This is a genomic window from Amycolatopsis sp. NPDC059027, from assembly GCF_042739735.1.
Lineage (GTDB): Bacteria > Actinomycetota > Actinomycetes > Mycobacteriales > Pseudonocardiaceae > Amycolatopsis.
The window spans coordinates 1-12,648 of the sequence record NZ_JBHYIK010000109.1; the positions used below are offsets into that span (position 1 = coordinate 1).

General features: G+C 70.4%; 12 protein-coding genes. 2 read left to right on the forward strand and 10 right to left on the reverse strand.

Annotated features, from left to right (window positions below; genetic code table 11):
• Positions 1 to 191: 191 nt before the first annotated feature.
• Positions 192 to 1,466 (reverse strand): tyrosine--tRNA ligase, encoded by a 1,275-nt coding sequence (gene tyrS / locus ACFWY9_RS42020; RefSeq protein WP_378327007.1) that lies wholly within the window; start codon positions 1,464 to 1,466, stop codon positions 192 to 194.
• Between the two features lie 56 nt (positions 1,467 to 1,522).
• Positions 1,523 to 2,161 (reverse strand): DNA-3-methyladenine glycosylase, encoded by a 639-nt coding sequence (locus ACFWY9_RS42025; protein ID WP_378327116.1) that lies wholly within the window; start codon positions 2,159 to 2,161, stop codon positions 1,523 to 1,525.
• A gap of 113 nt (positions 2,162 to 2,274) precedes the next feature.
• Between ACFWY9_RS42025 and ACFWY9_RS42030 the strand changes: the two genes are divergently transcribed.
• On the forward strand, positions 2,275 to 2,934 hold the full coding sequence (locus tag ACFWY9_RS42030) for a TetR/AcrR family transcriptional regulator (protein WP_378327008.1): 660 nt from the start codon (positions 2,275 to 2,277) through the stop codon (positions 2,932 to 2,934).
• A 20-nt stretch (positions 2,935 to 2,954) separates the two neighbouring features.
• On the opposite strand, the gene argH is transcribed toward ACFWY9_RS42030, so the two are convergent.
• The 8 genes from argH to argC form a co-directional block, all read right to left on the reverse strand.
• Positions 2,955 to 4,370: an argininosuccinate lyase gene (gene argH, locus ACFWY9_RS42035; RefSeq protein ID WP_378327009.1), complete on the reverse strand. Its 1,416-nt coding sequence runs from the start codon at positions 4,368 to 4,370 to the stop codon at positions 2,955 to 2,957.
• A gap of 22 nt (positions 4,371 to 4,392) precedes the next feature.
• Entirely contained in the window at positions 4,393 to 5,592 is a 1,200-nt protein-coding gene (locus tag ACFWY9_RS42040) for an argininosuccinate synthase (protein ID WP_378327010.1), read from the reverse strand.
• On the reverse strand, positions 5,589 to 6,107 hold the full coding sequence (locus tag ACFWY9_RS42045) for an arginine repressor (protein ID WP_378327011.1): 519 nt from the start codon (positions 6,105 to 6,107) through the stop codon (positions 5,589 to 5,591). The genes ACFWY9_RS42040 and ACFWY9_RS42045 overlap by 4 nt, the downstream gene beginning before the upstream one ends.
• 73 nt (positions 6,108 to 6,180) lie before the next feature.
• Positions 6,181 to 7,107: an ornithine carbamoyltransferase gene (gene argF, locus ACFWY9_RS42050; RefSeq protein ID WP_378341505.1), complete on the reverse strand. Its 927-nt coding sequence runs from the start codon at positions 7,105 to 7,107 to the stop codon at positions 6,181 to 6,183.
• Positions 7,107 to 8,306, reverse strand: a complete 1,200-nt coding sequence (locus ACFWY9_RS42055) for an acetylornithine transaminase (protein ID WP_378327013.1) — start codon at positions 8,304 to 8,306, stop codon at positions 7,107 to 7,109. The genes argF and ACFWY9_RS42055 overlap by 1 nt, the downstream gene beginning before the upstream one ends.
• Positions 8,303 to 9,220: an acetylglutamate kinase gene (argB, locus tag ACFWY9_RS42060; RefSeq protein WP_378327014.1), complete on the reverse strand. Its 918-nt coding sequence runs from the start codon at positions 9,218 to 9,220 to the stop codon at positions 8,303 to 8,305. Before argB ends, ACFWY9_RS42055 begins: the two co-directional genes overlap by 4 nt.
• The gene (argJ, locus tag ACFWY9_RS42065; protein ID WP_378341506.1) at positions 9,217 to 10,377 is read right to left on the reverse strand and encodes a bifunctional glutamate N-acetyltransferase/amino-acid acetyltransferase ArgJ; all 1,161 of its coding nucleotides are present in this window, start codon (positions 10,375 to 10,377) and stop codon (positions 9,217 to 9,219) included. The genes argB and argJ overlap by 4 nt, the downstream gene beginning before the upstream one ends.
• Positions 10,374 to 11,402 carry an N-acetyl-gamma-glutamyl-phosphate reductase gene (gene argC, locus ACFWY9_RS42070; RefSeq protein ID WP_378341507.1) on the reverse strand — a complete coding sequence of 343 codons (1,029 nt, stop codon included), beginning with the start codon at positions 11,400 to 11,402 and terminating at the stop codon, positions 10,374 to 10,376. Before argC ends, argJ begins: the two co-directional genes overlap by 4 nt.
• A 62-nt stretch (positions 11,403 to 11,464) precedes the next feature.
• On the opposite strand from argC, the gene ACFWY9_RS42075 reads away from it, so the two are divergent.
• A complete protein-coding gene (locus ACFWY9_RS42075; protein ID WP_378327017.1) occupies positions 11,465 to 12,445 on the forward strand; it encodes a helix-turn-helix transcriptional regulator in 981 nt (326 codons plus the stop codon).
• Positions 12,446 to 12,648: the final 203 nt, after the last annotated feature.

Sequence of the window (12,648 nt, forward strand, 5' to 3'; positions counted from 1 at the left end):
GTCATTCCTAGCAGTTTTTGGTGGAACACCCACTCAATCGCCCTAGGCGAGAGCTTGGTTCGTGTCCCGGTCGGCCGCCCGGTCTCCCTGGCGACTTGAAGAACTTTACACGCCTCCGAACGGCCCGAAACAGGGGGGTACCTTAACCGCGTTTCCGCAGGTCAAGCCCCTGTTTCGGGCCGAGCGGCCGATCAGCCGCCGAAGCTGACGCCCGCGACGTTCCGCTTGCCCTTCCGGACGACGAGCCAGCGGCCGTGCAAGGCGTCCTCGGTGGACGGCTTCCACTCCTCGTCGGAGACCTTCACGTTGTTGACGTACGCGCCGCCCTCCTTCACGGTGCGGCGGGCGGCGCCCTTGCTGTCCACCAGGCCGCCGGCGATCAGCAGGTCCACGATCGTGGCGTCCCCGGCGGGCTCGACCTTGCCGGTCGGAACCTCCGCCATCGCGGCGTCGAGCGTCCGCGCGTCGAGTTCTCGCAGCTCACCACGCCCGAACAGGGCCTGGCTCGCGGCGATCACCTGACGTGTCTGCTCTTCGCCGTGGACCAGGGTCGTGAACTCCTCGGCCAGCCGCCGCTGCGCCGCCCGCAGATGCGGGCGCTGCTCGGTGTCCTCGGCCAGCGCGGCGATCTCCTCCTGGCTCAGGAAGCTGAACATCCGCAGGTAGCCGACCACGTCCGCGTCACCCACATTGACGAAGTACTGGTACCACGCGTAGGGCGAGGTCATCTCCGGGTCGAGCCAGAGGTTCCCGCCTCCGGTGGACTTCCCGAACTTCCGCCCCTCCGAGTCGGTGACCAGCGGCGCGGTCAGCGCGTGCACGCCCGCCGACTCGGTGCGCCGGATCAGATCGACCCCGCCGACGAGGTTGCCCCACTGGTCGGAGCCGCCGACCTGCAGCTTGCAGCCGTGCCTGCGGTAGAGATGCAGGTAGTCCTGCGACTGGAGCAGCAGGTAGCTGAACTCGGTGTAGGACATGCCATCGGTCTCGAGGCGGCGCTTCACCGTCTCCCGGTTGAGCATGGTGTTGACCGGGAAGTGCTTGCCGACGTCACGCAGGAACTCCAGCACGTTCTGCTGCCCGGTCCAGTTCAGGTTGTTCTCCACGATCGCGCCGGTCGGCGAATCGTCGAAGTCGACGAACCGCTCCAGCTGCCCGCGGATCCGGCCCGCCCACTCGGCGACGACGTCGAGCGAGTTCAGCGTGCGCTCCCCCGTGTCACGGGGGTCGCCGATCATTCCGGTCGCGCCGCCCGCCAGCACGATCGGCCGGTGCCCGGCCCGCTGGAACCGCGACAGCATGAGCAGCGGGACGAGGTTGCCGGCATGCAGGCTCGGCGCGGTCGGGTCGAACCCGCAATACAGCGTGACTGGCCCCTGGTCGAGTTCTCGCCGCAACGCGCCGGCGTCGGTGGATTGCGCGATCAGGCCGCGCCAGGTCAACTCGTCAAGGATGTGCTCACTCACACCTGTAGATCTTCCCGCACCAGGTCAAGCCGTTTGGTACGGGGTCGCCCGTGGCGTCAGCGCGGGCGTTTGCGACCGCCCCTGCGATAGGTCGAGACGGCGGGTGAGCCGTCGATCCAGAACCGCCACGGAGTTTCCATGGCCATCGCGACGCCGACCCGCGGACCGGTGCGGATCAGCTCCGGCGGCACCCGCTCCCCGGTCAGCAACCGCACGGGCGAGTCCGGATCGGTCAGGTCGACGCCGTTCTGCTCGCGGTCGATCCCGAGCACCGACGTCAGGATCGCGGGCCCCTTCGCGAGTTCGCCGCTCCCGCGGGCCGCCGGCTTGCGGGCGCGGGCGATCTCGGTGCCGGACACGATCTCCCCCGCCCGCAACAGGACCGCGCCCGGCTGACCGTCTTCGGTGCCAACGACGTTCGCGCAGAAGTGCATGCCGTACACGAAGTACACGTACAGGTGACCGGCCGGGCCCCACATCACGGCGTTGCGCGGGGTGCGGCCGCGGTAGCAGTGCGACGCCGGATCGTCGAGCCCCCGGTACGCCTCGACCTCGACCAGCCGGACCGCGACCGTGCCGTCCGGGCCGGTGGATTCGATCACCGCGCCCAGCAGTAGTTCGGCGAGGTCGACCGGATCGAGTGCCAGCTCGGCGCGCGTGAAGATCCGGCCGTGCGTCGTCGTTTCCGCAGTGATGTCCCGCTCCCCTTCTCGCGCCCGCTCCCAGTACGCATCGTAGAGGCACCCGCGATCACGAACGCGGTGAGCTACAGTCTCGATTGAGCAGACGCTCAATCCCAGGGGAGCCGATGACCGCCCACCGGAAGACCACCGCCGAGCCGCCGAGCACCAAGCAGCGGCTGATCGACGGCGTGCTGACGACGATCCGGAACCACGGCATCACGGCGGTGTCCGCGCGCGCGGTCGCGACCGCGGCGAACGTGAACCAGGCACTGATCTTCTACCACTTCGGCAGCGTCGACGAACTCGTCGCGCAGGCGTGCATCGTGGCCACCGAGTCCCGCGTCGCGCTGTACCGCCCCCGTTTCGCCGAAGTCCGTACCGTCGGCGAACTGCTGGAACTCGGGCAGCGGATCCACGCCGAGGAGCGAGCCGAGGGCAATATGGCCGTGCTGGCCCAGACCCTCGCCGGGTCGCAGGGCGGCGGCAGGCTCGCCGAGGCGACCCGCGAAGCCCTCGACAAGTGGATCGCCGAGGTACGGACGACGTTGACCAGGGTGCTGGCCGATTCGCCGCTGACCGGGTTCGCGGATCCCTCGGGCCTCGCCCATGCGGTGTCCGCGGGTTTTCTGGGCCTGACACTGTTCGACTCGGTCGATCCCGACGGCGGCGAACAGGCGCTCGCGGCGCTGGCTCAGCTGGCGACGCTCGTGGACGTCGTGGAGGGCCTCGGCCCGGTGGCCAGCCGCGCTGTCAAGGCGCGGCTGCGCAAGAACGGCCACCGTTAACCGAAGGTTCGTCGGGTGAGCTACCGCAGCCACGCCCGGTGCTCGGCGACTCGCTCGACCAGGCGCTCCCGCTGTTCGGCGACCCGCTCGGGCGCGGTACCACCGCGCGCGTTCCGGGACCGCACGGAACCTTCGACGGTGAGGACCTCGCGGACGGCCGGGGTCAGCGCGGGGTCGATCTTCGCGAACTCCTCGTCGGTCAGCTCGTCGAGACCGACACCGCGGGCTTCCGCGACACGGACGCTCTCCCCCGCCGCCTCGTGCGCGACCCGGAACGGAACCCCTTGGCGCACAAGCCATTCCGCGATGTCGGTCGCGAGCGTGAAACCGGCAGGGGCGAGTTCGGCGAGACGCTCGGTGTGGAAGGTCAGGGTGCCGAGCATGCCCGCGATCGCCGGGAACAGCAGTTCCAGCTGCTCGACGGAGTCGAAGACCGGCTCCTTGTCCTCCTGCAGATCCCGGTTGTACGCCAGCGGCTGCGCCTTGAGCGTCGCCAGCAGCCCGGTGAGGTTGCCGATCAGCCGTCCCGCCTTGCCACGGGTCAGCTCGGCGACGTCGGGGTTCTTCTTCTGCGGCATGATCGAGCTGCCGGTGGCCCAGGCGTCGTCGAGGGTGACGTAGCCGAATTCGGCGGTGTTCCAGATGATCACCTCTTCGGCGATCCGGGACAGGTTGACCGCGAGCATCGCGACGGCGAACGCGAACTCGGCGACGAAGTCCCGCGAAGCCGTGCCGTCGATGGAATTCTCGACACTGGCATCGAAGCCGAGTTCGGCCGCGACCGCTTCGGGGTCGAGACCCAGCGACGAACCGGCGAGGGCGCCCGAACCGTACGGCGATTCGGCGGTGCGTGCGTCCCAGTCCCGCAACCGCGAGACGTCCCGCAGCAGCGACTGGCCGTGCGCGAGCAGGTGATGCGCCAGCAGCACCGGCTGGGCGTGCTGCAGATGCGTGCGGCCTGGCAGGATCGCGTCCGGATGCCGCCGCGCCTGCGAGACCAGCGCGTCGACGACGTCCAGCGTGCCGGCGACGACCCGGCGCCCGGCGTCGCGCAGCCACATGCGGAACAACGTCGCGACCTGGTCGTTGCGCGAGCGACCCGCCCGCAGTTTGCCGCCCAGCTCGGTGCCCGCGCGTTCCAGCAGACCGCGTTCGAGGGCGGTGTGCACGTCCTCGTCGGCGATCGTCGGGGTGAACGCGCCGGACGCGACGTCCTCGGCGAGCGTGTCGAGCGCGGAGAGCATCCCGGTGAGCTCGTCCTCGGTGAGCAGCCCGGCCTTGCGCAGCACGCGGGCATGCGCACGCGAGCCGGCGATGTCGTACGGCGCGAGGCGCCAGTCGAAATGGGTCGACGCGCTCAGCGCCGCCATCGCTTCCGCCGGTCCGCTGGCGAACCGGCCGCCCCACAGCTGCACCGGTTGCTCGTTACTGCTCACGTTCTGCCTTTCCTGGGAGGTGTTACTTCTGGAGGTTCCGCTTCGCGGCGATCTTGCTGGGCAGGCCCCACAACTGCACGAAACCCTTGGCCAGCGACTGGTCGAAGGTGTCGCCCTCGTCGTAGGTGGCGAGATTGAAGTCGTACAACGACTCCTCGCTGCGCCTGCCGTTGACGACCGCGGCGCCGCCGTGCAGCACCATCCGGATTTCGCCGGAGACGTGCTCCTGCGACTTCTGGATGAAGGTGTCCAGCGCGTCCTTCAACGGCGAGAACCACAGGCCGTCGTACACCAGCTCGCCCCAGCGCTGCTCGACCTGCCGCTTGAACCGGGCGAGGTCCCGCTCGACGGTGACGTTCTCCAGCTCCTGGTGCGCGGTGATCAGCGCGATCGCGCCCGGCGCCTCGTAGATCTCACGGCTCTTGATGCCGACGAGCCGGTCCTCGACCATGTCCAGCCGGCCGACGCCGTGCGCGCCGGCCCGCCGGTTGAGCTGCTGGATGGCCTCCAGCACCGTCACGGTCTCGCCGTCGATCGCGACTGGGACACCCTTGTCGAAGGTGATCACCAGTTCGTCGGGCGCCTCGAAGTTGGCCGCCGGGTCCTCGGTGTAGGAGTAGACGTCCTGGGTCGGGGCGTTCCACAGGTCCTCGAGGTACCCGGTCTCCACCGCGCGGCCCCACACGTTCTGGTCGATCGAGAACGGCGATTTCTTGGTGACGTCGATCGGGAGGTCGCGTTCCTCGGCGTAGGCGATGGCCTTCTCGCGGGTCCACGCGAAATCACGGACCGGGGCGATCACCTTGAGGTCCGGCGCGAGCGCGCCGATGCCGACTTCGAAGCGGACCTGGTCGTTGCCCTTGCCGGTGCAGCCGTGCGCGACGGTGGTCGCGCCATGGTACTTCGCCGCCTCCGCGAGGTGCTTGACGATCACCGGCCGGGACAGCGCGGAGACCAGCGGGTAGCGGTCCATGTAGAGGGCGTTCGCCTGCAGCGCGGGCAGGCAGTACTCGTCCGCGAACTCCGCGCGGGCGTCGGCCACGACGGCCTCGACGGCACCGCAGTCGAGCGCGCGCTGCCGGATCGTTTCGAGGTCTTCGCCACCCTGGCCGAGATCGACGGCCACGGCCACGACCTCGGCGCCGGTTTCCTCGGCTATCCAGCCGATGCCCACCGACGTGTCCAGCCCGCCCGAATAGGCGAGCACGATCCGCTCGGTCACGATCCTCCTCCTTCGTCCTCCGCGTCCAAAGTAGACGATCGCCGCGCGAGCGCGGCGAACCGTTCGGCGAGATCCTTGCCGGACAGCGGTTCCCTGGCGATCACCGCCACCGTGTCGTCGCCCGCGATCGAACCGACGACCTCCTCCAGCGCCGACCGGTCGATCGCGCTGGCCAGGAACTGCGCCGCGCCCGGAGGCGTGCGCAGCACCGTGAGATTCCCCGACGAGTCCACCGAGACCAGCAGCTCGGCCAGCAGCCGGGACAGCCGCGAGGTACCACCCTGCACCCCGCGCACCGGACTGCCGTCCTCGGGGATGACGTACACCGGCGCCCCCGAGTCGGCGCCCCGCAGCTTGACCGCGCCCAGCTCGTCGAGATCCCGGGACAACGTGGCCTGGGTGACCTCGATGCCTTCGGCCGCGAGGAGCTTCGCGAGCTCGGTCTGGCTGCGGATGGCCATCGTGGACACCAGTTCGGTGATCCGCGCCTGGCGCCCGGCCCTGCTGCTGGTCACTTACGTCGCTCCTGTGTCCTGCGGGACACCCGCACCCGGTCGGCATTCGCGAGCGGGGCTCCGCCATTTTCACTCACAATGCCTCCTGGCCGAGCAGCCAGACGAGAAGCGCCTTCTGCGCGTGCAGCCGGTTTTCGGCCTCGTCCCACACCGCGCTGGCCGGGCCGTCGAGCACCTCGTCGGTGATCTCCCAGCCCCGGTGCGCGGGCAGGCAGTGCAGCACGATCGCCTCGTCGGCGGCGCGCTTCAGCAGCTCGGTGTTGACCTGCAACGCGCGGAACGGGCCGACCCTGTCGAGACCGTCGTTCTCCTGTCCCATCGACGTCCAGGTGTCGGTGACCAGGACGTCGGCGCCGTCGACCGCGGCGTACGGGTCGGCGAACACCGTGGCGCTGCCCCCGGTTTCGGTCCCCCGGTGCTTGGCGTCGAGCATGACCTGCTGGTCGGGCTGGAAGCCCTCCGGGGAGACGACCCGCACGTGCATCCCGGCTGTGGTGCCGCCGAGCAGCAGCGAATGGGCCATGTTGTTCGCGCCGTCGCCCAGGTACACCATGGTCAGCCCGGCGAGCTTGCCCTTGCGCTCCCGGATCGTCATCAGGTCGGTGAGCACCTGGCACGGGTGGAACTCGTCGGTCAGCGCGTTGATCACCGGGATCCGCGACACCGACGCCATCGCGTCGATGCGCTTCTGCGCGAACGTCCGCCACACCACGGCGTCGACGTAGCGGGACAGCACCCGCGAGGTGTCCTCGATGGTCTCCTCGCGACCGAGCTGCATCGAGCGTCCGTCCACTATCACCGAATGCCCGCCGAGCTGCGAGATCCCGACGTCGAAGGACAGGCGGGTCCGGGTGGAGTTCTTCTCGAAGATCGCGGCGACGGACTTGCCTGCCAGCGCCTTGCTGCCGAGCGGGTCGGCCTTGAGCGCGTCGGCGAGGTCCAGCAGCCCGGCCTGCTCGGCCGGGCTGACGTCGTCGTCGCGGAGGAAGTGGCGGGGCATCAGTCGTCCTTCGGGGTGATCGAATCGAGTGCCGCGGGAAGCGCGGCGACGAAACCTTCGGCCTGCTCGTCGGTGAGCACGAGCGGCGGCGCCAGCCGGACGGTGTCCGGCGCGACGGCGTTGACGAGATAGCCGGACTCTTGCGCCGCCTGTTGCAGCGCGGCGGAAACCGGCTTGCGCAGCGCGATCCCGAGCAGCAGGCCGCTGCCGCGCACACCGGCCACCAGCGGATGGTGCAGCGCCTCGACCCCGGCCGCGATGTCCTTGCCCAGCGCGGCGACATGGTCGAGCAGATCGTCCTCGATGAGGGTGCGCAGCACCGCGAGCCCGGCCGCGCAGCACACCGGGTTTCCCCCGAACGTGGTGCCGTGCTGGCCCGGCTTGAGCAGTTCGCCCGCCGCGCCGACGCCGATGACCGCGCCGAGCGGCAACCCGCCGCCGAGGCCCTTGGCCAGCGTGATGACGTCCGGCACGATCCCGGCCTGCTGGAAGGCGAACCAGGTGCCGAGCCTGCCGATGCCGGTCTGCACCTCGTCGAGGACGAGCAGCGCGCCGGTGGCCTTGGTGATCTCGCGCGCGGCGTGCAGGTAACCGGCGGGCGCCGGGACGACGCCGCCCTCGCCGAGGACCGGCTCGAGGAACACCGCCGCGGTCTCGCCGTCGACGGCCGCGCGCAGCGCTTCGACGTCGCCGAACGGGACGTGCGTGACACCGGGTACGAGCGGGGCGAACGGCTCGCGCTTCGCAGGCTGGCCGGTGAGCGTCAGCGAGCCCATGGTCCGGCCGTGGAACGCTCCCTCCGCGGCGACGATCTTCGTCCGGCCGGTGAGCCTGCTGATCTTGAGCGCGGCCTCGTTGGCCTCGGCGCCGGAGTTGACGAACAGCACCTTGCCGTTGCCGGCGAGACCGGCGACGTCGAGCAGCGCCTCGGCCAGTTCGACCGCGACCGGGTTGACGTAGAGGTTCGAGGTGTGGCCGATCTTCGCGATCTGCTCGCTGACCGCGCGCACCACCTCGGGATGGGCGTGGCCGAGCGCGTTGACCGCGATGCCGCCGACGAGGTCGACGTACTCGCGCCCGTCGGCGTCCCACACCGTGGCGCCCTCGCCGCGGACCAGGGTCAGCGCCGGGGTGCCGTAGTTGTCCATCAGCGCGGACTTCCAGTGCTCCTGGCCGTCTACATTGGACTGTAGGGTCACGGTTGCTCCGTTTCGGGGAAGACCATCGTGCCGATGCCGCGCGAGGTGAAGACCTCCAGTAGCACCGAGTGGGCTATTCGGCCGTCGATCACGTGGGCGCGGCGGACCCCGCCGCGGACCGCGCGGACACACGCCTCCATCTTGGGGATCATGCCGCTGGCCAGGCCGGGCAGCAGTTGTTCGAGGCGGCGGACGTCGAGGCGGTCGATCAGCGAGGACCGGTCCGGCCAGTTCGCGTACAGCCCCTCGACATCGGTCAGCACGACCAGTTTCTCCGCGCCGAGCGCCGCGGCGAGCGCGCCCGCGGCGGTGTCGGCGTTGACGTTGTGCACCACGCCGTCGATGTCCGGGGCCACCGTCGACACCACCGGGATGCGCCCGGCGTTGACGATGTCGAGCACCGCGTCCGGGTTGACCTCGGCGACCTCGCCGACCAGGCCGATATCGACCGGCTCACCGTCCACAGTGGCCTGTTTGCGCTCGGCGGTGAACAGCCGGGCGTCCTCGCCGGAGATACCGACCGCGTACGGCCCGTGCGCGTTGATCAGCCCGACCAGCTCGCGGCTGACCTGACCGACCAGCACCATCCGGACGACGTCCATCGTCTCCGGTGTGGTCACCCGGAGACCGCCCTTGAACTCCCCGGTCATGCCGAGCCTGCCCAGCATCGCGCTGATCTGCGGGCCGCCGCCGTGCACGACCACCGGGCGCAGCCCGGCCAGCCGCAGGAACACCATGTCCTCGGCGAACGCCTGCTTGAGCCGGTCGTCGACCATCGCGTTGCCGCCGTACTTCACCACCACCGTCGCCCCGTGGAACCGCTGCAGCCAGGGCAGCGCCTCGATGAGCACCCCGGCCTTCTCGGCCGCCGTCTCCAGCCTCTCGTCCGCGGAAATCAGAGCCTCCCTGTTCATGAGGAATAAGCACTGTTCTCTTCGACGTAACCATGGGAAAGGTCGGTGGTGAAGACGGTGACGGTGTGGTCACCGACACCGAGGTCGATGACGATTTCGATGGCGCGCCCGGACAGATCGGCCGCCGACCGGTCCTCGGCGGTGGTGCCGTGCGCGAACAGCGTGACGCCGTTGATCGCGATCGACACCTGTTCCGGCTCGATCCGGGCCTGGGCACGGCCCAGCGCCATCGCGATGCGGCCCCAGTTCGGGTCCGAGCCGAACAACGCGGTCTTGACCAGGTTGTCCTCGGCGACGGTGCGGGCCACGGCGACGGCGTCCTCCTTGGTGGCGGCGCCCTTCACCACGACGTCGACGTCCTTCGTCGCGCCCTCGGAGTCCGCGCGCAGCTGGAGGACGAGGTCGAGCGCGACCGTGGTCAGCACCTCGGTCAGCTCGGCTTCGGACGGCTCGGACCCGCTCGCGCCCGAAGCGAGCACGAGCACGGTGTCGTTGGTGGACGTGCCGCCGTCGACGTCGAGCCTGTCGTAAGTGACCTCCGTGGCCGCGCGCAGCGCGCGGTCGAGGACGTCCGGGCTCACGACCGCGTCGGTGGTGAGCACCGAGAGCATCGTGGCCAGATTCGGCGCGAGCATCCCGGCGCCCTTGGCGAATCCGCCGACGCTCCAGCCGTTTTCGTGCTGTGCGTAGGCCTGCTTCGGCTTGGTGTCGGTGGTCATGACACCGGTGGCCGCGTTCAGGCTCGCCCTCGGGCTCGCTTCCAGCGCCTTGGCCGCGGTGTCCACTCCGGACAGTACTGCGTTCATCGGCAGCCGCTCGCCGATGAGTCCGGTCGAGCAGACGGCGACCTCGATCGCGCCGGTGCCGAGCACCTCCGCGACCTTTTCCGCGGTGGCGTGCGTGTCCTGGAACCCGCCGGGGCCGGTCGCCGCGTTCGCGCCGCCGGAGTTCAGCACGACGGCCTTGAGCCGCCGCTGCTTCAGGACTTCCTGCGACCAGAGCACCGGGGCGGCCTTGATCACGTTGCGGGTGAACACGCCCGCGGCCACGTCGAGCGGGCCGTCGTTGACGACCAGGGTGAGGTCGAGCGCGCCGGAGGCCTTGATCCCTGCGGCGACGCCCGCGGCACGGAAACCCTGCGGACCGGTGATCGTCACGGTGCTACTCCTACGGCGGAAAGTCCGGTGTGCTCGGGGAAGCCGAGCGCGAGGTTCATCGACTGGACGGCACCGCCCGCGGTGCCCTTGGTCAGGTTGTCGATCGCGGCCACGACGACCAGGCGCTTCGCGTCGGCGTCGACGGTGACCTGGAGCTGCACGTTGTTCGACCCGAGCGTCGAGGCCGTCGCCGGCCACCTGCCCGCCGGGAGCAACTGGACGAACGGCTCGGCGTCGTAGGCCTTTTCGTACGCGGCGCGCGCGGCGGCCTCGTCCGGCTCACCCGTCAGCGGCGCGCTCGCCGTGGTGAGGATGCCGCGGGACATCGGCGCCAGCACGGGCGTGAACGACACCGAGACACGAGTCCCCGCCACCGCGGAAAGGTTCTGGACGAACTCCGGCGTGTGCCGGTGCGCGCCGCCGACCCCGTACGGGCTGGCCGAGCCCATCACCTCGGAGCCGAGCAGATTCGGCTTGAGGCTCTTGCCAGCACCGGACGTCCCGGTCACCGACACGATCGTGACGTCGGGGACGATCAGCCCGGCGGCCAGCGCCGGGGCGAGCGCCAGCGAGCCCCCGGTCGGGAAGCAGCCGGGGACGGCGATCCGCTTGGTGCCGGTGAGCTTCTCTCGTGCCCCGGGCAGTTCGGGCAGGCCGTACGGCCACTGGCCCGCGTGCGCACCGCCGTACCAGCGCTGCCAGTCGGCGGCGTCGGCGAGCCGGTGATCGGCGCCGAGGTCGACGACGAGCACGTCCGGCCCGAGCCGCGCGGCGATCTCGGCGGAGTGCCCGTGCGGCAGCGCCAGGAACACGACGTCGTGCCCGGCAAGGGTTTCCGGCGTCGTTTCAGCGAGCATGCGGTCCGCCAACGGGGCCAGATGCGGCTGGTGCGCGCCCAGCGGTGTCCCTGCGCTGCTGGCCGCCGTGAGTGCGCCGATCTCGACGTAGGGGTGGGTGAGCAGGAGGCGAAGGAGTTCTCCCCCGGCGTAGCCGCTCGCTCCGGCGACCGCGATCTTCACCGTCATACGAATGATTATGCACCATCTTGCAAATCCAATCAAACCGGGTTCGGTGGGATGCTGACTCGGTGACCGACACGCCTGCCCGCCTGCTCAATCTGCTGTCTCTGCTCCAGACACCCCGGGAGTGGCCGGGCAGCGAACTCGCCGAACGGCTCGACGTCAGCGCCCGCACCATCCGGCGGGACATCGACCGGCTCCGCGAACTCGGCTATCCCGTCGAGGCGACCCGAGGCGCGGCGGGCGGCTACCGGCTCGTCGCCGGCACCGCGATGCCCCCGCTGCTGCTCGACGACGAGGAGGCGGTCGCGATCGCCGTCGGCCTGCGCACCGCCGCGGCGCAGACCGTCGAAGGCATCGACGAGGCGTCCGTGCGGGCGCTCGCGAAACTCGAGCAGGTGCTTCCCTCCCGGCTGCGCTACCGCGTCGGGGCGCTCGGCAACGCGACGGTCACCGTGCCCGGTGGCGGCCCGGCCGTCGATCCGGCGCAGCTGACCGTGTTCGCCGCGGCGATCACGAACAACGAGACCGTTCGCTTCCGCTACCGCGCGGGCGACGATACGGAATCCCGCAGGTTCGTCGAACCGCACCGCCTCGTGGCGACCGGACGCCGCTGGTACCTCGTCGCCTACGACGTCGACCGGAAGGACTGGCGGACCTTCCGCGCGGACCGGGTCCGCGACGCGATCGCGACCGGCGGCCGCGTCACACCGCGGCAGCCACCGGCCGAGGACATGGCGGCCTGGGTGATCGAGCGGATGTACAGCCTCCTGCCCTCTTATCAAGCGACCATCACGCTGGCACTCCCGATCGAGCAGGCGCGGGCACGGCTCGGTGCGCAGTTCGGCGATCTCGAACCACTGGACGAGCGGAGCTGCCGGTTGCGCAGCACCGCCGACACGCTGGAGTGGCTCGCGTTCCGGCTGCTGAGCCTCGGCTGCGCGTTCACCGTGCACGAACCACCCGAGCTGAGCACCCACCTCCGTGACCTCGCCACCCGTGCGGCGTCCGCCATCCCGGCCGCACCGTCGGAGGAAACGGCGGTGTGAGGCGGTGATCGGCTACCGCTGACGGCAGGCGCGCCCAGCGCCTGGAGCCCGTGGGAGGGCAGCATCGGCGGGACGCCCCGGGCGGCTGGGGGGGGGGCGGCGCCCGCCCGCGGCGGGGGCGCGTGAGAAACGCGCGCCCCCCGCCCCCCGCCCCCCCCGGGGGGGGGGGGTCTCTCTTTCTCTCGCTCTCTCTCTCTCTCTCA

Bases quoted from the DNA above. Each gene is read 5' to 3' on its own strand.
- argB (WP_378327014.1), bottom strand. From the start codon at position 9,220: ATGAACAGGGAGGCTCTGATTTCCGCGGACGAGAGGCTGGAGACGGCG.
- argF (WP_378341505.1), bottom strand. From the start codon at position 7,107: ATGCCCCGCCACTTCCTCCGCGACGACGACGTCAGCCCGGCCGAGCAG.
- ACFWY9_RS42030 (WP_378327008.1), top strand. From the start codon at position 2,275: ATGACCGCCCACCGGAAGACCACCGCCGAGCCGCCGAGCACCAAGCAG.
- argC (WP_378341507.1), bottom strand. From the start codon at position 11,402: ATGACGGTGAAGATCGCGGTCGCCGGAGCGAGCGGCTACGCCGGGGGA.